Origin of the sequence: Actinomadura napierensis (assembly GCF_039529375.1) — a bacterium.
In the GTDB taxonomy this organism is placed as follows: Bacteria; Actinomycetota; Actinomycetes; order Streptosporangiales; family Streptosporangiaceae; genus Spirillospora; species Spirillospora napierensis.
The window spans coordinates 1-24,121 of the sequence record NZ_BAAAMR010000131.1 but is presented as its reverse complement, the minus strand read 5'-3'; the positions used below and the strand labels follow the sequence as shown (position 1 = coordinate 24,121).

The following is a 24,121-nucleotide window of genomic DNA, read 5'->3' as shown; positions in this document are numbered from 1 at the left end:
CTGGGCCGGGCTCGCCGACGCCGCCCCCGCGCTGCCCGCGATGGCGCGCGCCCGCCGCCCCGTCCCGGTCGCCGTCGAGGCCGCCCGCGCCCGCCTCAGCGGGTACTGACGTTTGGCGCGGGCGGCTCGGGTAGAGCCGCGGTAGTACGTCGGAGCCGGCAACGGGAGGAGGCGCGGATGCGCGCCCTGGTGATCAACTGCACGCTCAAGCGCTCGCCCGGGACGTCCAACACCGAGGCCCTCGCCGCGGTCGTCGAGGAGGAGCTGCGGGCCCGGGGCGTGAAGGTGGAGAGCATCCGCGCGGTCGACCTCGACATCCCGCCCGGCGTGGAGACCGACCTCGGACCCGGCGACCCGTGGCCCGGGATCCACCGGACGCTGCTGGAGTCGGAGATCCTGGTGATCGCCTCGCCGACGTGGGCGGCGCACCCGTCGTCGGTCGCCCAGCGCGTCATCGAGCGGATGGACGCGATGATGTCGGAGACCGACGACACCGGCCGCCCCGTCGCCTTCAACCGGGTCGCCGGCGTCGTGGTCACCGGCAACGAGGACGGCGCCCACCACGTCATCAGCGAGATCACCGGCGCGCTCAACGACTTCGGTTACACCATCCCGGGCCAGGCCTGGACGTACTGGAACCAGGGTCCCGGCCCCGGGCCCAGCTACCTGGACGCCGAGAAGGGCCGGGAGTGGTCGGCGAGCACCGGCCGGGCGATGGCGTCCAACCTGGTGGCGGTGGCGACCGCGCTCGCCGAGCACCCGATGCCCGCGCCCCCGTCCTGACCCCGTCAGGCCTCGCGGGCGCTAGCCCGGTCGCGGGCCAGCAGCACCGTGAACACGGTGCCGACCAGCGCGACCGCCGCCAGCGCCCATCCGGTGCCGTACTCGGCGTGCCGGGTGGAGCCGCTCGACTCGGCCGCGGTGAGGAACAGCGTCCCGATGGTGGCCACGCCGATCACCTGGCTGATCTGCATGAGGGACAGCAGCAGCCCGCTGGCGTCCGCCGCGTCCTCCGCCGGGACGTGCTCCAGCCCCGCCGTCATGATGATCGACATGACCCCGAGGCCGAAGCCGATCACCGCGGTGAGCAGCTCGTAGGGGACGCCGCCGCCGGCCAGCGGGCCGATGCACAGGTAACCCGCGGCGGCGATCGCGAACCCGACCGGGATCACCCGCCGGTGCCAGCGGGCGGGCAGCCGCTGCCAGTTCAGCCCGACGACCGCGAACGCGGTGACCGACGGGACGAACGCCAGCCCCGACTCCAGCGGCGACATCCGCAGGTCGCCCTGCAGGTGCAGCGTGGTGGTGAACAGGAACGACCCCCAGGTGCCCGGCGCGAGCATGATCGCCCCGCAGGCCGGCAGCAGCCGCGGCGCCCGCAGCACCCGGGGCGAGATGAGCGGGCGGCCGCCGCGCGCCGCCGCGCCGCGCTCCACCACGACGAACGCGGCCAGGAACGCGGCGCTCGCCGCCAGCGAGAACCAGCCCCACAGCGGCCAGCCCAGCTCGTGCCCGAGGATCAGCGGGACGACGAACAGCAGCACCGCGGGCGACAGCGTCAGCAGCCCCCGGATGTCGAGGTCGCCTCCCCGCGGCCCGGTGTCGCGGGGCAGCAGCCGCGGCCCGGTCGCCAGCAGCGCCGCGCCGATCGGCACGTTGACGAGGAAGACCGCCCGCCAGCCGGTGCCGAGCAGGTCGGCGCTCACCAGCAGGCCGCCCGCGGCCTGGCCGACCACCACGCCGCCCGCGATGACCGCCGAGTAGAGGCCGAGCGCGCGCCCCCGCGCCGCGCCGGTGAAGTTCCGCTGGATCATCGACATGACCTGCGGCGTCATCAGCGCGGCCCCGATGCCCTGCAGGAACCGGAACCCGATCAGCGGCCCGGTGGACGGCGCGAGCCCGCAGGCCAGGGACGTCACCGTGAACACGGCGAGGCCGGTGAGGTACATCCGGCGGTGCCCGGCGATGTCGCCGAGCCGGGCGCCGGTGATCAGCAGGACCGCGTAGGCGATGGTGTAGCCGGCGACGATGAGCTGGAGCGCGGCGCCGGAGGCGTGCAGGTCGACCCGCATGGTCGGAAGCGCCACGTTGACGATGTTGACGTCGAGGATGGCCATGAACTGTCCCAGCAGCAGGAGGCCGAGCGTCAGGCGGCCGGGACCGTTCCGCACGTCCCGTTCCGGGACGACCCCGCGCAGATCGGTTGTCTGTGTCATGGGTACGAGCCTGGCGCGATATCGATACCGGTAACGAGATCCCCTTGATACTGGTACTGACAGCACCTGGCAGCAAGCCCGGACAGGAGGCAGGCTGGAACCGTGACGATGACCGGCGTGGAGACGGGACGGAGGGCGCCGCGGCGCCGCACCGAGCTGGCGGCGTTCCTGCGCAACCGGCGCGAGCGGATCAGCCCGCACGAGGTCGGCCTGCCGCCGGGCCCGCGGCGCCGCACCCCGGGCCTGCGCCGCGAGGAGGTCGCGCAGCTCGCCGGCGTCGGCGTGACCTGGTACACCTGGCTGGAGCAGGGACGCCCGATCAACGCCAGCACGCAGGTGCTGGACGCGGTGGCCCGCACGCTCCGGCTCGACGGCGCCGAGCGCGAGCACCTGTACCGGCTGGCCGAGGTGCCGGAGGCGGAGCCGCCGGACGAGACCGAGCACCTGCCGGAGGACACGCAGGCGATCCTGGACGCCCTGCTACCGATGCCGGCGTCGGTGTGCAACGCCCGATCCGACGTGCTGGCCTGGAACGCCGCCTACGCGGCGATCTTCCCGCACGTGGTGATGGCGCCCCCGAGCGAGCGCAACACCATGTTGATCACCTTCACGCTGCCGCCCTGCTGCAACCCGATCGAGAACATGGCCGAGGAGATGCCGATGCACGTAGCGGTGTTCCGGTACCGCTACAGCAGGTACATGGACGAGCCGGGCTGGAAGGAGCTGGTCCAGCGGCTCCAGGCGGCCAATCCCGAGTTCGGGCGGCTGTGGGCCGACCACGACATCGCGATGCCGGGGCCCCGGATCAAGGTGTTCCGGCACCACGCGGTGGGAGAGATCCGCACCCGCGCCACCAGCATGGACATCACCGGGTCGGCGGGCGCCCGGCTGGTCGTCTACACGCCGACCGACGAGGAGAGCCGCGCGCGGGTCGGCTGGCTGCTCGCGCACCCCGAGCAGGCCGCCCCGCCCCACCGGCACTGATCAACACGGGCACTGATCAGCGCCGCCGCCGGTCAGCGGTGGCGGGCGCGGCGGGCCACCACGACCAGGTCGGCCGCCGCGATGACCGCGACGGCGGCGCAGACCGCCGCCGCGCCCCAGGTGGCGCCGCCGCCGTCCCGGTTCGCCACGATCGCGAAGACGACGGCGGCCGCCAGCGCCGCGGCGAGCGCGATGCCGGACAGGACCGCCCGCAGGCCCAGCGCGCTGCGGGCGGTCAGCGGCTCGCCGCCCGGCGGCCAGTCCTCGTCCTCGTCGTCCGGCGGGCGCCCGTCGCCCTCCGGATCGCGGCCGTCGCCGGTCACCGGGCGAACGTGCCGACGAGGGTCCCGGACGCCACGACCCTGCCCTCGACGGCGTCCCTCAGCTCCTCGGCGGTGAAGCCGTCCCGCAACCCGGACGGCTCCGACAGCCCATAGAGGCGGAAGAAGTACCGGTGCGGGTCGTCCCCGGCCGGCGGCTTCGGCCCGCCGTACCCCTCGGTCCCGTAGTCGTTGCGGCCGAGCACGGCGCCCGTGGGCTGCTCACCGGCGTCCAGGCCGGTGGTGACGGGGTCGATGCCGGCGACCAGCCAGTGCGCGAACGTGCCCGCCGGCGCGTCCGGGTCCTCGCAGGCCAGCGCCAGCTCGACCACCTGCTCGGGGGCCGGCGACCACTCCAGCGGCGGCGAGACGTCGCCGCTGTCGTGCGAGTAGTCCGACGGCATGAGCGTGTGATCGTTGAATGCGGCACTGCGCAGCGTCATGTCTTCCATGCGGGCGTCGTGCCCGGTGCGCGGACGACAATGCACGGCGCCTACGGATGACACGGCGCCGGAGGGATCACCCGGCGCTGGAGGCCGCCCAGATGTTGATGCCCGCCTCGACCGCGTCCCGGTCGATCGCCTCCAGCTCGTCCGGGCCGAACTCGAGCCGGTCGAGCGCGGCGAGGTTCTCCTCCAGCTGCGCGACGCTGCTGGCGCCGATCAGCGACGAGGTGACCCGCGGGTCCCGCAGCGACCAGGCGAGCGCCATCTGGGCGAGCGACTGGCCGCGCGCCCGGGCGATCTCGTCGAGCCGGCGGACGTGCCGGACGTTCTCCTCGGTGAGCAGGTCGCTGGAGAACGAGGTGTTCCTGCTGGCCCGCGAGCCCTCCGGGATGCCGCCGAGGTACTTGCCGGTGAGCATGCCCTGCGCCAGCGGCGAGAACGCGATGCAGCCGACGCCCTCCTCCTCGAGGGCGCCGAGCAGGCCGCCCTCGATCCACCGGTTCAGCATCGAGTAGGACGGCTGGTGGATCAGCAGCGGCGTCCCCATCTCCCGCAGGATCCGCGCGGCCTCCGCCGTCCGCTTCGGCGAGTACGACGAGATCCCCGCGTACAGCGCCTTGCCGGACCGGACGGCGTGGTCCAGCGCGCCCATCGTCTCCTCCAGCGGCGTTTCCGGGTCGAACCGGTGGCTGTAGAAGATGTCGACATAGTCCAGGCCCATCCGCGTGAGCGACTGGTCGAGGCTGGCGAGCAGGTACTTGCGCGACCCCCATTCGCCGTACGGGCCGGGCCACATGTCGTAGCCGGCCTTCGTCGAGATGATCAGCTCGTCCCGGTAGGGGGCGAGGTCCTCCCGCATGATCCGGCCGAAGTTGGTCTCCGCCGACCCGTAGGGCGGCCCGTAGTTGTTGGCCAGGTCGAAGTGCGTCACCCCGAGGTCGAACGCGCGCCGCAGGATCGCCCGCTGGACGTCCAGGGGGCGGTCGTCGCCGAAGTTGTGCCACAGCCCCAGGGAGATCGCGGGAAGCCGCAGCCCGCTGCGCCCGCACCGCCGGTAGGGGAGTCGTTCGTATCGGTCGCCGTCGGCCGTGTAAGTCATGGTCACGAGTATTTCAGCCCGCTCCCGCCGCCGGGCCGCCGGTGATCGTCCGGCGATGGCGGCGTCGCCGGTCAGGGCTCGGGGAGCTCGTGCTTGAGGACCTTGCCGGCGGGGTTGCGGGGGAGGGCGCCGAGGAAGACGACCTCGCGTGGCACCTTGTGGCGGGCGAGGTTGGCGGCGACGTGCTGCTTGACGTCGTCGCCGGTGAGGCCGTCGGCGACGACGAAGGCGCGCAGGCGGTGGCCGAACTCCTCGTCCGGGACGCCGACGACGGCCGCCTCGGCGATGGCGGGATGCGCGGCGAGCAGGTCCTCGACCTCGCCCGGATGGACGTTCTCCCCGCCCGAGACGATCATGTCGTCCGCGCGGCCGTCCACGTGCAGCCGGCCGCCGGAGTCCAGGTGGCCGAGGTCGCCGACGGCCATCAGGCCGCGGACCTCCTCCTTGCCGCCCCCGCCGGTGTAGCCGCCGAAGCGGGCGGGGGAGTCGACGAAGATCCGGCCGGTGGCGCCGGGCGGGACAGGGCGGTCGCCGTCGCCGAGGACGGCCACCGTCGTCCCGGCGGGCGGACGGCCGACGCAGCCGGGGGCGGCGGCCAGGTCGTCCGGGGTGGCGATGGTGATGCAGGACGCCTCGGTCGAGCCGTAGAAGTTGTACAGGACCGGCCCGAACGCCTCGGCGGTGCGGCGGCCGAGGGCCGGGTCCAGCCGCGCCCCGCCCGTCATGATCACCTTGAGCCGGGACAGGTCGCCGGCGTCGAGCGCGGGCGAGGCGAGCAGCCGGTTCAGCATGACCGGGACGGCGATCAGCGACGTGCAGCGGTGCTCGGCCAGGTCGTTCAGGACCTGCGCGGCGTCGAAGCGGCGGCGCACCACGAGCGTGGAGCCGAGGCCGATCGCGAGGACGGCGCAGGTCAGCCCGAACCCGTGGAAGAGCGGTGGGCCGACGAACATCGCCTCGCGGCCGCGGAACGGGACCTTCGACAGGATGCCGCCGGGCAGCGCCATCGACGGCGACTGCGAGCGCGGCGCGCCCTTCGGACGGCCGGACGTGCCGCTGGTGAGGATCACCATCGAGCCGTGCCGGGACGGGGCGGGCGGGGGAGCGGGGTCGCCCTCCGCGATCAGCTCTTCGAGGTCGGCGTCGGTGTGGCGGGGGAGTTCGAGGCCGCCGGCGACGGCCTCGAACTCCTCGTCGTGCACCAGGACGGTCACGCCTTCGCGGGTGACCGCGTCGCGCAGTTGCGGGGCGGCGAAGTCGGTGTTGAGGAACAGTACGGACGCGCCTGTCTTGGCCGCCGCCGACATGGCCTCCAGCAGGCCGCGGTGGTTGCGGCACAGGATGCCGACCGTGGAGCCCGCACCGACGCCGCGTGCCCGCCACGCGTTGGCGAGGGCGTTGCAGCGCCGCTCCAGGTCCGCGAAGGTCAGCGGGCCCTGCTCGTCCACGAGCCCGACGCGGCCGGGGAAGCGGTGCGCCGGCAGCGACGTGGCGGCGCCGAGCGGCCCGTACGCGCGCAGGGCGCGCCCCGTCGCCCGCAGGGCGGCCGGCGGCATCGGGCCGACCATCCCCGCGCGGACGGCGGCCCGCAGCCCGGTCAGCTCGGCGGACACCCTGGAGAACGTGACCATGTGCGCAGCGTAGTGAACGGTGAAACAGATTCACAACATCTGTCCCTTTGTCTGCTCGGTGCTTCATCCCTCGAGGGCGCCATGTCGACAAAGAAACCCCGGTGCGGCTGTCATGTCTGCCAGGCGTGAACGGACGCCGATCGTGGCAGGAAGAACCAGAGATACGCGGACGAGGAGGTCCCGGTGGTCGTGCTGCGCAGCTATGTGTCGGGTTCTTGGCGTGCTCCGGAGGACGAGGGCGCGCCGTTGCACGACGCCGTCACGGGGGAGGAGATCGCGCGGATCTCCTCGGCGGGGATCGACATGGGCGCCGCCCTGCACCACGGGCGGGCGGTCGGCGGCCCGGTGCTGCGGGAGCTGACCTTCCACCAGCGCGCGTCGCTGCTGAAGGCTTTGGCCTCGCACCTGAGGGAGCACCGGGAGGAGCTGTACGCGCTGTCGGCGCGGACGGGCGCCACCCTCGGCGACTCCAAGTTCGACGTCGACGGCGGCATCGGCGTGCTGCTCGGCTACGCGAGCAAGGGCAAGCGCGAACTGCCGAACGACACGGTGCTGGTGGAGGGCGCCGTCGAGCCGCTCGGCAAGGGCGGCACTTTCGTCGGCCAGCATCTGTGCACCTCGTCGCGCGGCATCGCGGTGCAGATCAATGCGTTCAACTTCCCGGTGTGGGGGCCGCTGGAGAAGCTCGCGCCCGCCTTCCTCGCCGGCGTGCCGAGCCTGATCAAGCCGGCGAGCCAGACCGCGTACCTGACCGCCCGGCTGGTCGAGCTGATCGTCGAGTCGGGGCTGCTGCCGGAGGGCAGCGTGCAGCTGGTCTGCGGCGACCCGCGCGACCTGCTCGACCACCTGACCGAGCAGGACATCGTGGCGTTCACCGGCTCGGCCTCCACGGCGAGGCTGCTGCGCACGCATCCCGCGGTCGTCGGCAACGCCGTCCGGTTCAACGCCGAGGCCGACTCGCTGAACTGCTCGGTCCTCGGCCCGGACGCGACGCCCGGCACTCCGGAGTTCGACCTGTACGTCAAGCAGCTCGTCGCGGAGATGACGGTCAAGGCCGGGCAGAAGTGCACCGCGATCCGCCGCGCGCTCGTCCCGGCCCCGCTGGTCGACGACGTCACCGAGGCCGTCCGGGAGCGGCTGGCGAAGGTGACCGTCGGGAACCCGGCGAACCCGGACGTGCGGATGGGCGCCCTTGCCACCCTCGACCAGCGCGAGGAGGTCCGGCGGTCGCTCAAGGCGCTGACGGACGCCGGCCGGATCGTGTTCGGCGACCCCGAGCGGGTCGAGGTGAAGGGCGCGGACGCCGAGCGCGGCGCGTTCATGTCCCCGGTGCTGCTGCGCGCCGACGACACCGCGCGCGCCGAGCCGCACGAGGTCGAGGCGTTCGGCCCGGTCAGCACCCTCATGCCGTACGCGGACGCGGCGGACGCCGTCGCGCTGGCGGCGCGCGGCCGGGGCAGCCTCGCCGGGTCCGTGGTGACGGCCGACCCCGAGTTCGCGCGCGAGGTCGTCCTCGGCCTGGCGCCCTGGCACGGGCGGCTGCTGGTCCTGAACTCCGAGGACGCCAAGGAGTCCACCGGCCACGGGTCGCCGCTGCCCGCGCTCGTCCACGGCGGACCCGGGCGCGCCGGCGGCGGCGAGGAGATGGGCGGGATCCGCGGCGTCGTGCACCACATGCGGCGCACCGCCGTCCAGTCCGGGCCCGCGATGCTCACCGCGCTCACCGGCCGCTGGGTGCCCGGGACCGACCGCACCGTCACCGACGAGCACCCGTTCCGCAAGCACCTGGAGGACCTGCGGGTCGGCGACACTGCGGTCGGCGGGCCGCGCGTCGTCACGCTCGAGGACGTCGAGCACTTCGCCGAGTTCACCGGCGACACCTTCTACGCCCACACCGACGAGGAGGCGGCGCGGGCCAACCCGCTGTTCGGCGGGCGCGTCGCGCACGGGTACCTCGTCGTGTCGTTCGCGGCGGGCCTGTTCGTCGACCCCGACCCGGGCCCGGTGCTGGCCAACTACGGGCTGGAGAACCTGCGGTTCCTCACCCCGGTCAAGCCCGGCGACGAGCTGACGGTGACGCTCACCGCCAAGCAGATCTCGCCGCGCGAGGGCGCCGGCCACGGCGAGGTCCGCTGGGACACCGACGTCACCAACCAGGACGGGGCGTCCGTCGCCAGGTACGACGTGCTGACGCTGGTGGCCAAACGGTCCGAGCGCGGCTAGAACGAGAAGGGGGCGTCCGCGGGGAGACGTCGAAGCGCCGCCGGCGACGGGGAGCACCGATGATCAGTCCCCTGCACATCCAGACGGTGCGCGAGGTCGTGCGCACCGGATCGTTCGCGGACGCCGCCCGCAACCTCGGGTACACCGCGTCCGCCGTCTCCCAGCAGGTCGCCGCGCTGGAGCGCGCCTGCGGGCTGGTGCTGTTCGAGCGCCGGGCCCGCAGCGTGCGGCCGACCAGCGCGGCGTTCCTGCTGGTCAGCAAGGGCAACGACGTCCTGTCGGCGCTGGCCACGCTGGAACGGGAGCTGCGCACCGTCGCCAGCGGCGAGCGCGGCGCGCTGCAGCTCGGCAGCTTCCCGACCGCGAGCTCCCGCATCCTGCCGCGGGTGCTGGCGGAGCTGTCGCGGGTCCGGCCCGGCACCGAGATCACGCTCGCGGAGGGCGAGTCGGACGAGCTGCTGCCCGAGCTGCTCGACGGCGACCTCGACCTGCAGCTCGTCTACCGGTACGACCTGTTCCCGCGCGGCTGGCCCGACCAGGTCATCGAGACGCCGGTGATGGACGAGAACCTGGTGCTGTGCGTGCCGGCCGGCCATCCGCTGTCCGGCCGCCGCACCGCGCGGCTGCTCGACCTGGAGCCGGAGACGTGGATCGCCGGACGTCCCGACAGCCGCGGCGCGCAGGCGCTGCTGCGGCTGTGCGGCACCGCCGGGTTCACGCCGAACATCGCCTTCCGCAGCAACGACTATGCGGTGGTCTGCGGGCTCGTCGGCTGCGGTCTCGGGATCGCGCTCGTCCCGGCGCTCGGTTGCGTCCCGCATCCGGGCCTGCGGACGTTGCGGCTCAGCCGCCGCACCCCGCGCCGCCACGTGACCGTGCTGCGCCGCGCCACCAACACCAACCCCCTGGTCAAGGACGTGCTGCGGGGGCTGATGGACGTGGCGCGCGACGTCGAGGCGGAGATCAGCGGCGCCACCGGCCCGTGAGCCGCCCCTGTGCGGGCACGTCAGACGCAGTTGATCTCCGGGCGGAGGCGGTCGCCGGCGAACCGGGCGGCATGCAGGGGGGCGACGTCCACGAACGGCTCGCGGCGCAGGTACAGGTCGCGGACGACCTCGCCGACCGCAGGTCCCTGCAGGAACCCGTGCCCGGAGAACCCGGTCGCGTACAGGAACCGGGACACCGCGGAATCCTCGCCGATCAGCGCGTTGTGGTCGGGCGTGACCTCGTACAGCCCGGCCCACCCGCCGGCCAGGCCCGCGTCGAGGAGGCGGGGCGCGCGGGCGGCGATGGCCTCGGTGAGGCGCGGCAGCCACGCGTCCGACCGGTCGAGCGCGAAGCCGGGCCGCTCGTCGGGATCGGACATGCCGAGCATCAGCCCCTCGCCTTCGCCGTGGAAGTAGAACGAGGTGGTGAAGTCGATCGTCATCGGCACCGGGCGGGGCAGGTCCGGCATCGGCCCGGTGAAGGCGATCTGCCGCCGCAGCGGTTCCACCGGCAGGGCGACGCCCGCCATCGCGCCCACCCGCGCCGACCAGGCCCCGGCGGCGCACACGACGGCGGACGCGGCGATCCGTCCCCGCGAGGTCTCCACCGCCCGGATCTCGCCGCCGGCCGCGTCGATGCCGAGGACCTCGCAATGCGTGAGCAGCGTCGCGCCGTGCCGCCGCGCTCCGGTCGCGTAGCCGAGGACGACCGACTCCGGCGTGCAGTGCCCGTCGTCCGGGGAGAACGCGGCGGCCAGCAGGCCGCCGGTCTCGATGAGCGGGGACAGCCGCCGCGCCTCCGCCACCGAGACCATCCGGCTCGGTACACCGAGGTCGTTCTGCAGGGCGACGCTCTCCTCGAACGCCGCGACGTCCTCCGGCCGCGACAGCAGGAACAGGTAGCCGACACGGCGCAGGTCGATCTCCTGCCCGGGCCGTTCGCCGAACCGCGCGAACGCCTCCAGGCTGCGGGCCCCGAGGCGGATGTTCACCTCGTCGGAGAACTGCGCCCGCACCCCGCCCGCCGCCTTGCACGTCGAGCCGGAGCCCAACTCGTCCCGCTCGGCCAGCACCACCCGCACCCCGGCCTCGGCGAGGTGGAACGCGATGCTCGTCCCCATCACCCCGCCGCCGATGACGACGACGTCCGCCTCGGACCCCATGCTCGCCCTACAGCCGGAAGTCGAGGTCGGGGGCGATCGCGCGGACGTCCATCTGCGCCTTCTGGAGCCGCCCCGAGTGGTCCCAGTTCATCGACTGCCAGCGGGTGAACTGGTCCAGCACCCAGACGCCGGACTGGCGGCTTCCGTTGCCGGACCGCCCGTTCCCGCCGAACGGCAGGTGCGCCTCCGCGCCGGACGTCGAGTTGTTCACGCTGACCATCCCGGCGGAGATCCGCCGCCGGAACCGGAACACCTTCGCCGGGTCGGTGGTGTAGATCGACGCGGACAGACCGTAGCCGGGCGCGTTCGCCAGCGCGATCGCCTCGTCCAGCGTCCGGTAGGGGGCGACGCCGATGACCGGGCCGAACGTCTCGTTCATGAACAGCTCGTCGCCGGGGCCGACCCCGTCGACGATGACCGGGTGGTAGAAAAGGCCGGCCTCGGGGTCCCCGACGAAGCCGGCGCGGGGGTTCGCGGCCGTGATCCGCCCGGTGCCGGACGAGCCGTGCACCGCGTGGCCGGGGCCGATCCAGCCGAGCGTCTTCTCGAAGCCGCCGGCGAACCGCTCGTTGATGAGCGGGCCGTACAGGACGTCCTCGAACGGGTCGCCGACCGGCGCCGCGCGCACCGCCTCGTCCAGCAGCCGGACGAACGCGCCGTGCAGCGACTCGTGCACGATCGCCGTCCCGAGGGACGTGCAGCGCTGCCCGGCCGTCCCGAAGCCGGAGAACAGCGCGCCCTCGACGGCGAGCGGGAGGTCGGCGTCCTCGGTCACCACCATCGGGTTCTTGCCGCCCAACTCCAGGCACGGCGTCTGGAGGTGCCGCCCGCACAGCTCGCCGATCCGCGACCCGACCTCCGTCGAGCCCGTGAACCCGACCTTGTCGACGAGCCCCTCGCCGAGCGCCCGCTCCAGCCCCGCGTAGGTCTCCGGGCCGTCGGCGAAGACCACGTTGAGCACGCCGGCGGGCAGGCCCGCGTGCGCGAACAGCCGGTAGAACGCCTCGGCGCACGCCGCCGCGTACTCGGCGGGCTTCCACACCACCGCGTTCCCGCACAGCAGCGCCGGGACGATGTACCAGGACGGCACCGCCACCGGGAAGTTCCCCGCCGTGACGACCGCGACGACGCCGACCGGATCGCGGAAGGTGAACAGCTGCTTGTCCGGCATCTCGGACGGGACGGTCTGCCCGTACAGCCGCCGTCCCTCGCCGAGGAAGAACGCGCACGTGTCGGCGATCTCCTGGACCTCGCCGAGCGCCTCGGCGTACGGCTTGCCGACCTCGCGGGCGACGACGCGGGCCAGCGCCGGCGTGTTCGCCTCGACCAGCCGGCCGATCGACGCGACGACCTGGCCGCGGACCGGCGCCGGGACGTCGCGCCAGGCGTCCTGCGCCGTGCGCGCCGCGCGGCAGGCCCGGACGAGGCCGGCGGCGTCCGCGAGGGACACCTCCGCGACCAGGTCGGTGACGCGGGACGGGTCGGTGGAACGGTACGAGCGCGGCCCCGCCGGGATCCGGGCGCCGCCGATGACGGAGGTGAGCACGGTTCCCACACTGAACGGGCCGCGGCAGCCGGCCAAGATCGGGCAGAGCACGGCTTGCTTATCCCGAGGCCAAGGCCGGCTGAGGCTTCGCCCGCCGAGCACGCGCGCCGAGCGTCCCTCGGCCGGCCGCCGGCCGGTTCGCCGCGTCGCGCGCGGGAGTCGACCGGACGGCGGGCGCGCGCGATGCTCGTTACCGGACCGCCCACCGCACCGCAGGAGCCCGCATGGCCGAGCCCGCCGACGTCCACTTCCTGGAGCAGGCCGCGTCGCTGGAACCGCCGGACGAGCCGAGGGCGCCCGGCCCGCTCGGCGACGCCGAGTGCCTGCGGCTGTTCGACGCCCAGCTCGGCAGCCGGCACCTCGACCTCGCGGCGCGATGGCTGCGCTCGCAGGACCGCGGCTACTACACGATCGGGTCGTCCGGCCACGAGGGCAACGCCGCCGTCGCCGCGGCACTGCGCCCGGACGATCCGGCCCTGCTGCACTACCGGTCCGGCGCGTTCTTCCTGGAGCGGGCCCGGCAGGCCGGTGAGGCGGACCCGCTGCGGGACGTGTTGCTGGGCGTGGTCGCGGCGGCGGAGGAGCCGATCGCGGGCGGGCGGCACAAGGTGTTCGGCAGCCGCCGCCTGCACATCGTCCCGCAGACCTCCACGATCGCCTCCCACCTGCCGCGCGCGCTGGGCGTCGCGTTCGCGATCGAGCGGGCGGTGCGCCTCGGCGTTCCGTCGCCGTGGCCGCGCGACGCGGTGGCGGTGTGCAGCTTCGGCGACGCGTCCGCCAACCACTCGACGGCGGCGGGCGCGATCAACGCCGCGGTCAACTGCGGATTCCAAGGGCTGCCGATGCCATTGCTGCTCGTCTGCGAGGACAACGGCATCGGCATCAGCGTCCGCACCCCGCCCGGCTGGATCGAGGCCGCCTACGGCTCCCGGCCCGGCCTCGCCTACTTCCAGGCCGACGGCTGCGACATCGAGGACGCCTATGCGGTGTCGCGCCGGGCCGCCGGCTGGGTCCGCGAGCACCGCCGCCCCGCCTTCCTGCACCTGCGGACCGTCCGGCTGATGGGACACGCCGGCTCGGACGTCGAGTCGTCCTACCGCACGCCCGCCGAGATCGCCGCGGACCTCGGCGCCGACCCGCTGCTGCGCACCGCCCGCCTGCTCGTCGACCGGGGCATCGCGACCGCCGACCGGATCGTCCGGCTGTACAAGGCCAAGCGGCACGACGTCCTGCGGCGCGCGGCGCAGGTGCGGGCCGCCCCGCGCCTGGCGTCCGCCGCGGAGGTGACGGCGCCGATCAGGTACTGCGATCCCGCGCCGATGGCGGAGGCTCCCGGGCAGGGGGAGCCCGCGACGGTTGCGCAGGCGATCAACCGGACGCTCGGCGACCTGCTCGGCGAGCGTCCGGGCATGCTCGTGTTCGGCGAGGACGTCGCGCGCAAGGGCGGCGTCTACGGCGTCACGCGCGGCCTGGCGAAGCGGGCCGGGGCGGCGCGGGTGTTCGACACGATCCTGGACGAGCAGTCGGTCCTCGGGCTCGCGCTCGGACTCGGCCTCGCGGGCATGCTGCCCGTGCCGGAGATCCAGTACCTCGCCTACCTGCACAACGCCGCCGACCAGATCCGGGGCGAGGCGGCGACGCTGCCGTTCTTCTCGTCGGGCCGGTACCGCAACCCGATGGTCGTCCGCATTGCCGGATACGCCTACCAGAAGGGCTTCGGCGGCCACTTCCACAACGACAACGCCGTGGCGGCCCTGCGCGACGTCCCCGGACTGGTCATCGCGTCACCGAGCCGCCCCGACGACGCCGCCGGGATGCTGCGCGCCTGCGCGGACGCCGCCGAGCACGACGGCCGCGTCTGCCTGTTCCTGGAGCCGATCGCGCTCTACCACGCCCGCGACCTGCACGAAGACGGCGACGCCGGATGGCTGGCCCCGGCCGGCGGCACGGTCCTGATCGGACGCGGCCGCACCTACGGCGACGGCCGCGACCTGACCATCGTCACGTTCGCCAACGGGCTGCGCATGAGCCTGCGGGCCGCGCGCCGCCTGGAGGACGAGGGCGTCCGGTGCCGGGTGCTCGACCTGCGCTGGCTCGCCCCGCTGCCCGTGGACGACCTGCTGCGGGAGGCGCGCGCGACCGGCGCCGTTCTCGTCGCGGACGAGACGAGGCGGACCGGCGGCGTGTCCGAGGGCGTCCTGGCCGCGCTCGCCGACGCCGGGTTCGACGGCCGCGCCGCCCGCGTCGCGAGCGAGGACAGCTTCATCCCGCTCGGCGACGCCGCCGCCCACGTGCTGCTGTCGGAGGACGCCGTCGTCGGCGCCGCCGCGCGGCTCCTCAGCCGGTCTCGATGACGGGGTCGCCGCCGAGGTAGGCGGCCTTCACGCGGTCGTCGCCCGCCAGTTCGGCGGCCGGGCCGTCCAGCACGATGCGGCCGGTCTCCAGCACGTACGCGCGGTCGGCGAGGCGGAGCGTCTGGTGGGCGTTCTGCTCCACGATCAGGATCGTCGCGCCCTGGTCCCTGATCTCGCGCACCACCCGCATCACCTGCTGCGCCGTACGCGGCGCCAGCCCCATCGTCGGCTCGTCCAGGGCGAGCAGCCGGGGCCGCAGCATCAGCGCGCGGCCGATGGCCAGCATCTGCTGCTCGCCGCCTGACAGCAGCCCGGCGAGCTGCCCGCGCCGCTCCCCGAGGCGCGGGAACATCGCGTACACCTCCTCGCGGCGGGCGCTCACCGCGGCCCGGTCGCGGCGCCGCAGGTAGCCGCCGAGCAGCAGGTTCTCCGCGACCGTCAGCGCGGGGAACACCCGGCGGCCCTCCGGCACGTGCCCGAGCCCCGCCGCGACGACCCGGTGCGCGTCGAGCCGGGTGATGTCGCGGCCGTCGAACTCGACCCGTCCCGACCGGGCCCGGTGCAACCCGGTGACGGTGCGCAGCGCGGTCGTCTTGCCCGCGCCGTTGCTGCCGAGCAGCGCGACGATCTCGCCCTCGGCGACCTCGAAGGAGATCCCGGCCAGCGCCTCGACCTGCCCGTAGCGGCTGTGCAGGTCCGTCACCCGCAGCAGGGCCGGCCCGGTGGCCCCGGTGGCCCCGGTCATCCCAGCACCTCCGTGACGAGGTCGGTCTCCGGGTCGTCCGGCACGCCGAGATAGGCCGCGATCACCCGCGGGTCCGCCTGGACCTCGGCGGGCGGGCCCTCCGCGATCGCCCGGCCGTTCTCCAGCACGGTGACCCGATCGGAGATCGACATGACCAGCGCGACGTCGTGCTCGATCAGCACCACGGCCGTGCCGAGCCCGCTGATCCGCGCGATCAGCTCCATCAGCGCGCGCTTCTCGGTCGGGTTGGCGCCCGCGGCGGGCTCGTCCAGCAGCAGCACCCGCGGCTCGGCGGCGAGCGCCCGCGCGATCTCCAGCCGGCGCCGGTCGCCGTAGGCGAGGCCTTCGGCGGGACGGTCAGCCGCGCCGGCCAGCCCGACGAAGTCCAGGCAGCGGCGGACGGCGTCCAGGTCGGCGCGGCGCGGCGGGTGCAGCAGCGCCCGGTCGCGGGCGAACCGGCCGATCAGCACGTTCTCGGCGACGGTCATCTCGTCGAACAGCCGGATGCTCTGGAACGTGCGGGCCAGCCCGGCGGCGGCGACCCGGTGCGGGGACAGCCCGCGCACTCGCCGCCCGGCGAGCGTCACCGTGCCGCGCGACGGCGGGATCAGCCCGGTGATGCAGTTGAACGCGGTGGTCTTGCCCGCGCCGTTCGGGCCGATCACGCTCACCACCTGGCCCGCGGCGGCGCGCAGCCGCAGGTCCTCGACGGCCGTGACGCCGCCGAACGCCCGGGACAGGCCGTCCACCTCCAGCAGCGCGCCCGTCCCGGCCACGGCGGGCCGGGCCTCGGCCGGCGCCCGCGCGGGCAGCCGGAACCGGCGCGGCCGGGCCGGCCACACCCCCTGGGGCCGCAGGATCACGATGGCGATCAGCAGCAGCGCGAAGAACAGCCCCCGGTACTCCTGCACGGTCCGCAGCGCCTCGGGCAGCGCGACGATGACCACCGCGCCGACCAGCACCCCCGGCCGGCTGCCCATCCCGCCGATGATCACCACCAGCAGGATCATCAGCGAGGTCAGGAACGTGAAGCTGGACGGGTCGATGGTGCCGAGCTGCGCCGCGTTCAGCGGCCCCGCGACCGCGCCGACCGCGGCGCCGAGCACGTAGGCGAGCAGCTTCACCCTGCGGGACGGGACGCCGACCGCCTCGGCGGCGGTGTCGTCGGACCGGATCGCCCGCCACGCGTACGCCAGCCGCGTCCGTGCCAGCAGGCCCGTCGCGACCAGCACCACGACGAAGAACGCCAGTGCCAGGTGGAAGAAGCCGGTGGGCGTGACGATCTGCCGGCCGCCGACCGAGACCGGCGGGATCCCGGTCAGCCCGTTCGGGCCGCCGGTGACGTCCAGGTTCACCACCGTGATCCGGATGATCTCGCCGAAGCCGAGCGTGACGATCGCGAGGTAGTCGCTGCGCAGCCGCAGCGTCGGATACCCGATCACGACGCCGGCGGCCGCCGCGGCGAGCACCGCCGCCGGCAGCGTCAGCCAGAAGTTCCAGTGCCACTTCAGCATCAGCAGCCCCGACGTGTACGCGCCGATCGCGAAGAACGCGGCGAAGCCGAGGTCGAGCAGCCCGGCGTAGCCGACGACGACGTTGATGCCGAGCCCGAGGATCGCGTAGATGAGGATCGTCCCGGCGACGGTGATCTGGTAGTCGTCCATCACCTGCCCGCCGGCCAGTGCGAGCACGACCAGGAGCGGCCAGCCCCCGTGCCGCAGCACCAGGTCGCGGGCCCTCATGCGCGCTCCACGACGCGCTCGCCGAACAGGCCGGTCGGCCGCAGCGCCAGCACCGCGATCAGCAGCCCGAAGATGATCACATCCGTCCAGCGGGACGAGACGTACCCGGCGGCGAACGACTGGACGAGCCCGATGCACACCCCCGCGACCATCGTCCCCGGCAGGTTCCCGATCCCGCCGAGCACGGCGGCGGTGAACGCGCGCAGCCCGATCAGGAAGCCCATCCCGAAGCTGATCTGCACGTAGTACAGCCCGTACATGACGCCGGCCGCGCCCGCGAGCACGGACCCGGCGAAGAACGTGATGAGGACGAGCCGCTCCACGTTGATGCCCTGCAGCCGCGCGGCGTCCCGGTCCATCGCCAGCGCCCGCATCGCCGCGCCCGTGACGGTGCGCGTGACGAACAGCCACAGGCCCGCCATCAGCGCCAGCGACACCAGGACGAGCGTGAGCTGGCCGTAGGTGACGCGGACGGTCCCGCTGAAGATCCGGCCGCCGTCCAGCACCCCCGGATACGACTTGAACCGGGCGTGCGTCAGGTCCTTCACGCCCTCCTCCAGCGCCAGTGACACCCCGATCGCGGCGATCAGCAGCGCCAGCCGGGGCGAGGACAGCAGCGGGACGTAGGCGGCGCGGGCGATGCCGGTGCCGACGATCCCGGTGGCCAGGGCGCCCGCCACCACGGCGGCGAGCACGGCGGGCCAGGCCGCCCCGCCGGTGACGCCGAGCGTGGTCAGCACCCCGTACCCGGTGAACGCCCCGATCATGAACACGTCGCCGTGCGCGAAGTTGATCAGCCGCACGACGCCGTAGATCATCGAGTAGCCGAGCGCGATCAGCGCCAGGAACGCCCCGATGGTCAGGCCGTTCACCAGGTACTGGACGAATTCGCTCATGCGGCCGCGCTCACGAGCTCTTGGCGTCCACCCAGGCGCCGCTCTTGTCGAGCTTCTTGTAGGCGGTGAACGCGCCGTTCTGCACGTGGACGGTGATGTAGAGCGGGTCGGTCCGGTCGCCCTTCGCGTCGAAGGTGATGGGGCCGGTGATGCCGGGGAAGTCCTTGACGCCGTGCAGGCCCTTGATGATGTCGGCGCCCTTCGTCCCGGTCTGCCCGATGACCTTCGCGAGGACCTTCACCGCGTCGTACTCGTAGACCGAGAACGGCCCGGGGTCGGCGCCGTTCTTCGCCTTGTAGGCGGACACGAACGCCGACGCGGCGGGCAGGTCCTTCGCGAGCGGAGCGGTCGTGGCGATGTAGCCCTCCGCCGCCGAGCCGGCCGTCTTCAGGACGGTCGAGTCGGTGGTGGCGTCCCCGCCCATCAGCGTGAACTTCAGCCCGAGCTGCTTCATCAGGAGCCCGGCCTCGGCGTAGTAGCCGGTGAAGTACAGCACGTCCGGCTTCGTCGAGGCGATCTTCGTCAGGACCGGGCTGTAGTCGGACTGGCCGGGCTGCAGCGCGTCCTCGTAGACGACCTGCCCGCCCGCCTGCTTCACCGAGGCCGCCGCCGCGTCCGCGAGGCCCTTGGCGTAGGTGGTGTTGTCGTGCAGCAGCGCGATCCGCTTCGCGCCGAGCGGCCCGGTCATGAACTTCGCGGCGACCAGGCCCTGGTTGTCGTCGCGCCCGCAGGTCCGGAACACCTTGCCCTTGCCGGTGTCGGTCAGCGACGGGTTGGTGGAGGCGTCCATGACGAACGGAACGTTCCGCCGCCCGTAGATCGGGATCGCGGGCACCGCGGCGCCCGAGCAGTAGCCGCCCGCGACCGCGACGACGCCGCTGTTGAGCAGCTTCTGCGCGGCCTGCGCGCCCTGCTGGGCGCTGCACTGGTCGTCCGCCTGGACGATCCTGATCTTCTTGCCCTTCACCCCGCCGGCCTTGTTGACCTCGTCGGCGGCCACCTTCGCGGCGGCGAGGATGTCCTGTCCGGCGGAGGCGGAGTCGCCGCTCAGCGGGGCCGGCACGCCGATCCTGACGTCGCCGGATCCGCCGGAGCCGCCCGACCCGCAGCCGGCGGCGAGCGGGACCAGCAGCAGCCCGGCGCCGGCCGCGGCGAGCCCGGGCGATCGCGCTCCGCGGCGCCGTGTTCTCGAGGACGTCATCGGTGCTCCCTCGCTCGTCAGGCGGGTCGGCAAAAGCGTGATCCGTCGCGGCACGGGCGTCGAGACGACGAAGCATGCGATCTCGTGGAGTGATCGGTAAGCACCGCTTGCCCTCCCGGCCTCGACAGCGCGGGGAGCGGGTCGCGAGGATCGGCGCATGGCCGACGTCCTGCTGCTGTCCGCCCCCGACGTGCGCGCGGTGTTCGACCTGCCGGCCGCGATCGAGTCGCAGCGCGCCGCGTTCGCGGCGCTCGGCACGGGAGAGGCGCGGCTCGCGCCGCGGGCCCTGCTGGACGGCCCGGACGGCGGCGTCGCCTTCGGCTACCTGTCGCGGCTGCCCGGGGCCGGCGCGGTGGCGAAGTTCGGCAGCGTCACGCCGGGCAACGCCGCGCGCGGCCTGCCGACCGTCGCGGCGCTGGTGATCGTGCAGGACCCGGTGGACGGACGGCCCGTCGCGATCATCGAGGGCGAGGCCGTCACGACGCCGCGGACCGCTGCGGCGAGCGCGGTCGCCGCCGACCACCTCGCGATCCCGGACGCGTCCCGGCTCGCCGTCGTCGGCTGCGGCGTTCAAGGCCGCGCGCACGTGCGGGCCATGCTCCGGGTGCGTCCGATCGGACGGGTGACCGTGGCCTGCCGCAACTCCGAGACGTGCGGCGCCGCCGCCGAACTGGCCGCCGAACTGGAACTTCCGGTCGAGGGGGCCGGGGACGTCCGCGCGGCCGTCGCCGACGCGGACATCGTGGTCACCGCCACCACCAGCGCGGAGCCGGTCGTCCTCGGCGAGTGGCTCCCACCCGGCTGCACAGTGCTGAGCGTCGGGTCGTTCGCGCCCGACCGCTGCGAGGTCGACGGCGCGGTCCTCGCCCGCGCGGCCACCGTCGTGGTCGACGACGTGGCGACCGCCCTGCGCCAGGCCGGCCCGATCGTGGCGGGCGTCCGCGACGGGCGGCTGAGCGAGGACCGGATCCGGCCGCTCGGCCCGATCGTCGCCGGACTCGCACCCGGCCGCGCCGCGCCGGGCGACGTGGTCTTCTACAACAGCGTCGGCCTGGGCGTGCAGGACGCCGCGGCGGCGGCCGTCATCGTCGACCGGGCGCGCGCCGCCGGAGCGGGCAGGCTCGTCGCGCTGTAACGGGCCGGCCCGGGCGGGCGGTGGCGCCGTCGCCGGTAAACTACGTGTTCGTTAAAGCGAACGCAAGGGATGCGGGCGGACGGCGTCCCGCGAGCGAAGGGGGCGGCACGTGGGCGGTCCGGGCGATTCGGTGCGGGACGTGCTGGCGGGCAACCTGCGCCGCGCGCGGCTGGAGCTCGGCCTCTCGCTGTCGGAGCTGTCGCGCCGGTCGAAGATCGGCAAGGCGACGCTCTCCCAGCTGGAGGCCGGTGCCGGCAACCCCACCATCGAGACGGTGTTCAGCCTGTCGCGCGCCCTGGAGGTGCCGATCTCCGACCTGCTGGACCACCAGGCGCCGACCGGGCTGACCGTGGTGCGCGGCGCCGACGTCGAGGTGCTGCGCGGCGAGGGCGTCGACCTGCGCCCGCTGCGCGGGATCGAGTCCGGCGGGGCGATCTTCGAGGTGTACGACCAGCAGGTCAGGGCCGATTCCCGGCAGGACTCGCTCGGCCACGTCGGCACCGAGCACACCATCGTGCAGGCGGGCCGGCTGGGCGTTCGGGTGGACGACCGGGAGGTCGAGCTCGGGCCCGGCGACTACGTCGGCTTCGACGCCCGGCTGCCGCACGCCTACACCGCGCTCGACGGGCCCGTCCGCTCCGTGCTGCTCCTGCAGTACCGCTCTGACCAGCGGCTTCACTCCACGCCCGCGGAGCCGCCGCATCTGGTCGAGACGCCGTGACCGCGGTCTCATCCGCGCGTTGACAGCGCGCCGGGGCCGACATACTCTCGGGCTCGTTCGGTTTAACGAACGACCTTGATGGTGATGGCGTGGCGGGAGGGTCGATGACGCGGGTCGTGGTGCTGGGCGCCGGGATGGTCGGTGCGGCCTGCGCCCGCGAGCTGGCCCTCGCCGGATTCCCGGTCACGGTCGTCGACCGCTCCGGCCCGGCGGCGGGCACCACCGCGCACGGCGAGGGCAACGTCCTGGTCTCCGACAAGGGGCCCGGCCCCGAGTTGGAGCTGGCGAAGCTGTCCCGCGAGCTGTGGCCCGCGATCCTGGACGGCGACCCGAACGCGAGCGCCGCCGAATGGGACCCCAAGGGCGGCATCGTCGTCGCCACCACCGCCGAAGGCGCCGCCGCGCTCACCGGGTTCGCCGAGGGTCAGCGCAAGGCCGGGGTCGCCGCCCACGACATGGACGCCGCGGACCTCGCCGCCGCCGAGCCCCACCTCACCCGGGACGTCGCCAAGGCCGTCCGCTACCCCGAGGACGCGCAGGTGCAGCCCGCCGGGGCCGCGACCGCGCTGCTGGCCGCCGCCGTCCGGGCCGGCGCCGAGCTGCGCACCGGCTGCGAGGTGCTCGGCGCCGTCCGCCGCGGCGGCCGGATCACCGGCGTCCGCACCTCCGCCGGGACGATCGAGGGCGACGCCGTCGTCAACGCCGCCGGGCCGTGGTCGGGTGAGGTCGCCGAGAGGCTCGGCGTCCGGCTCGACGTCCGGCCCCGGCGCGGCGAGGTACTGGTGACCGCGCCGATGCCGCCGACCGTCTTCCACAAGGTCTACGACGCCGACTACGTGGGCGCCGTCGGCAGCGCCGCCGAGGAGCTCCAGGCCTCCGCCGTCGTCGAGGCCACCCGCGGCGGGACGATCCTGCTCGGCTCCTCGCGCCGCCGCGTCGGATTCGACGACCGGATCCGCCCCGAGGTGCTGTCGGTCATCGCGGCCAAGGCTTTGCGGCTGTTCCCGATGCTGGCCGGCGTGCCGGTGATCCGCGCCTACGGCGGGTTCCGCCCGTTCGTCCCCGACCACCTGCCGGTCATCGGCGCCGACCCGGAGCTGGACGGCCTCTGGCACGCCACCGGGCACGAGGGCGCCGGGATCGGTTTGTCCGCCGGGACCGCCGCCGTCCTGCGCGACCTGATGCTCGGCCGCGAGCCAGCGATCGACGCCGCGCCGTTCCGCGCCGACCGGCCCGCCGTCAAGTCCGAAGGAGAGAAATGAGCGAAGCGAACCGGGGGGCGCGGGGGGTCGCCCCCTCGCAAGGAGACGGCCTGTGAGCGCGAGACTCGTGCCCGCGGCCGGGGACGCGGCCGGGCGCCGCCCCGACGTCCCGCTGCGGATCACCGTGGACGGCGAGCCCGTCGACGGCGTCACCGGGCAGACGATCGCGGGCGTGCTGCTCGCCTCTGGGCGTCGCACGTGGCGGTCCGGGCCGTCCGGCGCCCCGCGCGGCGTGTTCTGCGGGATCGGCGCCTGCTTCGACTGCCTCGTCACCGTCAACGGCGTCCGCGACGTGCGGGCCTGCCGTCGCCGCGCGCACGACGGTGACGCCGTCGCCACCCAGTCACGTGGTGAGGACGCCCGATGAGCCGCCATGTCGTGGTCGTCGGCGCCGGGCCCGCCGGTCTCGGTGCGGCGGCGGGCGCGCTGCGCGCCGGTGCGGACGTCACGCTGGTCGACGCGTCCGAGCACCCCGGCGGCCAGTACCACCGAATGCTGCCCGACGCGTTCGCCGCCGCGCACCCCGGGCGCCTGCACCACGGCTGGCGCGGCTTCGAGCGGCTCCGCGACCACGTCCTCGGGCATCGGCGCTGCGACTGGTGGCCGGAGAGCACCGTCTGGTCGCTCGAACGGCCCGACGAGGGAGCGCCGATCGTCCACGTGCTGCGCGGCGAGGCCGACGCTGCCGGACGGGAACGGCACGTCCTGCGGCCCGACGCGCTGGTCCTCGCGCCCGGCGCCCACGACCGCGTCCTCCCGTTCCCCGGATGGGAGCTGCCCGGCGTCTACACCGCCGGCGCCGCGCAGGCGCTCGCCAAGGGGGAGCGCCTCGTCGTCGGCGACCCGGTCCTGATCGCCGGTTCTGGACCGTTCCTTCTCCCGGTCGCCGCGTCGCTGATCGAGGCCGGCGCCACCGTCCTGGAGGTGCTGGAGGCCAACCCCGCCGGGACCGTCGCGCGCGGCTGGACGCGCCGCCCATGGGAGCTGGCGTCGCAGGCCGGGAAAGCCGGGGAGCTGGCCGAGTACGCGGGGCTGCTGGCCCGGCACCGCGTCCCGTACCGGACGGGCCGCGCCGTGATCGAGGCCCGGGGCGACGGGCGCGTCGAAGAGGCGGTCACGGCGCGGCTGCGTCCCGACTGGTCGGTCGTCCCCGGCACCGAGCGGACCGTCCCGGTCGACGCGCTGTGCGTCACCCACGGCTTCAGCCCGCAGCTCGAACTGCCCGTCGCGGCCGGCTGCGCGCTGGCCCGCACGCCCGGCGGCGCGTTCACCGAGGTGGACGCCGACCAGCGCACCACGGCGCCCGGCGTCTACGCGGCCGGCGAGATCACCGGCATCGGCGGCGCGCCCGCCGCCCGCACCGAGGGCCTGCTCGCCGGCTGGATCGCCGGGGGAGGAGACCCCGGCGCCCGCGAGGCCGGGGCGCTGCGCCGCCCCCGCGAGCACGCCCG

General features: G+C 74.4%; 21 protein-coding genes. 10 read left to right on the top strand and 11 right to left on the bottom strand.

What is annotated here, in order from left to right; genetic code table 11:
• Nucleotides 1-177: 177 nt before the first annotated feature.
• Nucleotides 178-783, top strand: a complete 606-nt coding sequence (locus tag ABD296_RS42650; protein WP_344281795.1) for a flavodoxin family protein — start codon at nucleotides 178-180, stop codon at nucleotides 781-783.
• Between the two features lie 5 nt (nucleotides 784-788).
• Here the strand turns inward: ABD296_RS42650 and ABD296_RS42645 are convergent, their stop codons facing one another.
• Nucleotides 789-2,216 (bottom strand): MFS transporter, encoded by a 1,428-nt coding sequence (locus ABD296_RS42645; protein WP_344281792.1) that lies wholly within the window; start codon nucleotides 2,214-2,216, stop codon nucleotides 789-791.
• Between the two features lie 108 nt (nucleotides 2,217-2,324).
• On the opposite strand from ABD296_RS42645, the gene ABD296_RS42640 reads away from it, so the two are divergent.
• Nucleotides 2,325-3,200 (top strand): helix-turn-helix transcriptional regulator, encoded by an 876-nt coding sequence (locus ABD296_RS42640; RefSeq protein WP_344281798.1) that lies wholly within the window; start codon nucleotides 2,325-2,327, stop codon nucleotides 3,198-3,200.
• A 32-nt stretch (nucleotides 3,201-3,232) separates the two neighbouring features.
• Here ABD296_RS42640 and ABD296_RS42635 read toward each other — a convergent pair whose 3' ends face one another.
• The 4 genes from ABD296_RS42635 to ABD296_RS42620 form a co-directional block, all read right to left on the bottom strand.
• On the bottom strand, nucleotides 3,233-3,523 hold the full coding sequence (locus tag ABD296_RS42635) for a DUF6343 family protein (protein WP_344281789.1): 291 nt from the start codon (nucleotides 3,521-3,523) through the stop codon (nucleotides 3,233-3,235).
• Nucleotides 3,520-3,963, bottom strand: coding sequence for a YbhB/YbcL family Raf kinase inhibitor-like protein (locus tag ABD296_RS42630; RefSeq protein ID WP_344281786.1), 444 nt, complete (start codon nucleotides 3,961-3,963; stop codon nucleotides 3,520-3,522). The genes ABD296_RS42635 and ABD296_RS42630 overlap by 4 nt, the downstream gene beginning before the upstream one ends.
• A gap of 76 nt (nucleotides 3,964-4,039) precedes the next feature.
• Entirely contained in the window at nucleotides 4,040-5,065 is a 1,026-nt protein-coding gene (gene mgrA / locus ABD296_RS42625) for an L-glyceraldehyde 3-phosphate reductase (protein ID WP_344281783.1), read from the bottom strand.
• A gap of 71 nt (nucleotides 5,066-5,136) precedes the next feature.
• A complete protein-coding gene (locus ABD296_RS42620) occupies nucleotides 5,137-6,696 on the bottom strand; it encodes an AMP-binding protein (RefSeq protein ID WP_344281780.1) in 1,560 nt (519 codons plus the stop codon).
• A gap of 183 nt (nucleotides 6,697-6,879) precedes the next feature.
• Here ABD296_RS42620 and paaZ point away from each other — a divergent pair, with 183 nt between their 5' ends.
• Both paaZ and ABD296_RS42610 read left to right on the top strand, forming a co-directional pair.
• On the top strand, nucleotides 6,880-8,919 hold the full coding sequence (gene paaZ, locus ABD296_RS42615; protein WP_344281777.1) for a phenylacetic acid degradation bifunctional protein PaaZ: 2,040 nt from the start codon (nucleotides 6,880-6,882) through the stop codon (nucleotides 8,917-8,919).
• A gap of 59 nt (nucleotides 8,920-8,978) precedes the next feature.
• Nucleotides 8,979-9,905, top strand: a complete 927-nt coding sequence (locus ABD296_RS42610) for a LysR family transcriptional regulator (protein WP_344281774.1) — start codon at nucleotides 8,979-8,981, stop codon at nucleotides 9,903-9,905.
• 20 nt (nucleotides 9,906-9,925) lie between these two features.
• Here ABD296_RS42610 and ABD296_RS42605 read toward each other — a convergent pair whose 3' ends face one another.
• Both ABD296_RS42605 and ABD296_RS42600 read right to left on the bottom strand, forming a co-directional pair.
• Entirely contained in the window at nucleotides 9,926-11,068 is a 1,143-nt protein-coding gene (locus tag ABD296_RS42605) for an NAD(P)/FAD-dependent oxidoreductase (RefSeq protein WP_344281771.1), read from the bottom strand.
• 7 nt (nucleotides 11,069-11,075) lie between these two features.
• Nucleotides 11,076-12,614 carry an aldehyde dehydrogenase family protein gene (locus ABD296_RS42600; RefSeq protein WP_344281768.1) on the bottom strand — a complete coding sequence of 513 codons (1,539 nt, stop codon included), beginning with the start codon at nucleotides 12,612-12,614 and terminating at the stop codon, nucleotides 11,076-11,078.
• Between the two features lie 224 nt (nucleotides 12,615-12,838).
• Here ABD296_RS42600 and ABD296_RS42595 point away from each other — a divergent pair, with 224 nt between their 5' ends.
• Complete coding sequence (locus ABD296_RS42595; protein WP_344281765.1) at nucleotides 12,839-14,968, top strand: thiamine pyrophosphate-dependent enzyme; 2,130 nt, start codon at nucleotides 12,839-12,841, stop codon at nucleotides 14,966-14,968.
• Here the strand turns inward: ABD296_RS42595 and ABD296_RS42590 are convergent.
• The 4 genes from ABD296_RS42590 to ABD296_RS42575 are packed head-to-tail and all read right to left on the bottom strand — an operon-like array spanning nucleotide 14,952 to nucleotide 19,552.
• Nucleotides 14,952-15,713, bottom strand: coding sequence for an ABC transporter ATP-binding protein (locus tag ABD296_RS42590; RefSeq protein WP_344281762.1), 762 nt, complete (start codon nucleotides 15,711-15,713; stop codon nucleotides 14,952-14,954). The two genes, ABD296_RS42595 and ABD296_RS42590, sit on opposite strands and share 17 nt — an antisense overlap.
• Entirely contained in the window at nucleotides 15,710-17,455 is a 1,746-nt protein-coding gene (locus ABD296_RS42585) for a branched-chain amino acid ABC transporter ATP-binding protein/permease (RefSeq protein ID WP_344281759.1), read from the bottom strand. Before ABD296_RS42585 ends, ABD296_RS42590 begins: the two co-directional genes overlap by 4 nt.
• Nucleotides 17,452-18,351 carry a branched-chain amino acid ABC transporter permease gene (locus ABD296_RS42580; protein ID WP_344281756.1) on the bottom strand — a complete coding sequence of 300 codons (900 nt, stop codon included), beginning with the start codon at nucleotides 18,349-18,351 and terminating at the stop codon, nucleotides 17,452-17,454. Before ABD296_RS42580 ends, ABD296_RS42585 begins: the two co-directional genes overlap by 4 nt.
• 10 nt (nucleotides 18,352-18,361) lie before the next feature.
• Entirely contained in the window at nucleotides 18,362-19,552 is a 1,191-nt protein-coding gene (locus ABD296_RS42575) for a branched-chain amino acid ABC transporter substrate-binding protein (protein ID WP_344281753.1), read from the bottom strand.
• 157 nt (nucleotides 19,553-19,709) lie between these two features.
• Between ABD296_RS42575 and ABD296_RS42570 the strand changes: the two genes are divergently transcribed.
• From ABD296_RS42570 to ABD296_RS42550, 5 genes are all read left to right on the top strand, one after another.
• The gene (locus ABD296_RS42570) at nucleotides 19,710-20,687 is read left to right on the top strand and encodes an ornithine cyclodeaminase family protein (RefSeq protein WP_344281751.1); all 978 of its coding nucleotides are present in this window, start codon (nucleotides 19,710-19,712) and stop codon (nucleotides 20,685-20,687) included.
• A 109-nt stretch (nucleotides 20,688-20,796) separates the two neighbouring features.
• Complete coding sequence (locus ABD296_RS42565) at nucleotides 20,797-21,408, top strand: helix-turn-helix domain-containing protein (RefSeq protein ID WP_344281748.1); 612 nt, start codon at nucleotides 20,797-20,799, stop codon at nucleotides 21,406-21,408.
• Between the two features lie 104 nt (nucleotides 21,409-21,512).
• The gene (locus ABD296_RS42560; protein ID WP_344281745.1) at nucleotides 21,513-22,670 is read left to right on the top strand and encodes an NAD(P)/FAD-dependent oxidoreductase; all 1,158 of its coding nucleotides are present in this window, start codon (nucleotides 21,513-21,515) and stop codon (nucleotides 22,668-22,670) included.
• A 52-nt stretch (nucleotides 22,671-22,722) separates the two neighbouring features.
• Nucleotides 22,723-23,037: a (2Fe-2S)-binding protein gene (locus ABD296_RS42555; RefSeq protein WP_344281742.1), complete on the top strand. Its 315-nt coding sequence runs from the start codon at nucleotides 22,723-22,725 to the stop codon at nucleotides 23,035-23,037.
• The coding region (locus tag ABD296_RS42550; protein ID WP_344281739.1) for an NAD(P)/FAD-dependent oxidoreductase at nucleotides 23,034-24,121 on the top strand (1,088 nt) is incomplete at its 3' end. The genes ABD296_RS42555 and ABD296_RS42550, both read left to right, overlap by 4 nt.

What these genes read in the sequence shown, in the direction of transcription:
- ABD296_RS42650 (WP_344281795.1), top strand. Translation starts at nt 178, where the DNA reads ATGCGCGCCCTGGTGATCAACTGCACGCTCAAGCGCTCGCCCGGGACG.
- ABD296_RS42645 (WP_344281792.1), bottom strand. Translation starts at nt 2,216, where the DNA reads ATGACACAGACAACCGATCTGCGCGGGGTCGTCCCGGAACGGGACGTG.
- ABD296_RS42640 (WP_344281798.1), top strand. Translation starts at nt 2,325, where the DNA reads ATGACCGGCGTGGAGACGGGACGGAGGGCGCCGCGGCGCCGCACCGAG.
- ABD296_RS42630 (WP_344281786.1), bottom strand. Translation starts at nt 3,963, where the DNA reads ATGACGCTGCGCAGTGCCGCATTCAACGATCACACGCTCATGCCGTCG.
- mgrA (WP_344281783.1), bottom strand. Translation starts at nt 5,065, where the DNA reads ATGACTTACACGGCCGACGGCGACCGATACGAACGACTCCCCTACCGG.
- ABD296_RS42620 (WP_344281780.1), bottom strand. Translation starts at nt 6,696, where the DNA reads ATGGTCACGTTCTCCAGGGTGTCCGCCGAGCTGACCGGGCTGCGGGCC.
- ABD296_RS42610 (WP_344281774.1), top strand. Translation starts at nt 8,979, where the DNA reads ATGATCAGTCCCCTGCACATCCAGACGGTGCGCGAGGTCGTGCGCACC.
- ABD296_RS42605 (WP_344281771.1), bottom strand. Translation starts at nt 11,068, where the DNA reads ATGGGGTCCGAGGCGGACGTCGTCGTCATCGGCGGCGGGGTGATGGGG.
- ABD296_RS42595 (WP_344281765.1), top strand. Translation starts at nt 12,839, where the DNA reads ATGGCCGAGCCCGCCGACGTCCACTTCCTGGAGCAGGCCGCGTCGCTG.
- ABD296_RS42590 (WP_344281762.1), bottom strand. Translation starts at nt 15,713, where the DNA reads ATGACCGGGGCCACCGGGGCCACCGGGCCGGCCCTGCTGCGGGTGACG.
- ABD296_RS42585 (WP_344281759.1), bottom strand. Translation starts at nt 17,455, where the DNA reads ATGAGGGCCCGCGACCTGGTGCTGCGGCACGGGGGCTGGCCGCTCCTG.
- ABD296_RS42580 (WP_344281756.1), bottom strand. Translation starts at nt 18,351, where the DNA reads ATGAGCGAATTCGTCCAGTACCTGGTGAACGGCCTGACCATCGGGGCG.
- ABD296_RS42575 (WP_344281753.1), bottom strand. Translation starts at nt 19,552, where the DNA reads ATGACGTCCTCGAGAACACGGCGCCGCGGAGCGCGATCGCCCGGGCTC.
- ABD296_RS42570 (WP_344281751.1), top strand. Translation starts at nt 19,710, where the DNA reads ATGGCCGACGTCCTGCTGCTGTCCGCCCCCGACGTGCGCGCGGTGTTC.
- ABD296_RS42560 (WP_344281745.1), top strand. Translation starts at nt 21,513, where the DNA reads ATGACGCGGGTCGTGGTGCTGGGCGCCGGGATGGTCGGTGCGGCCTGC.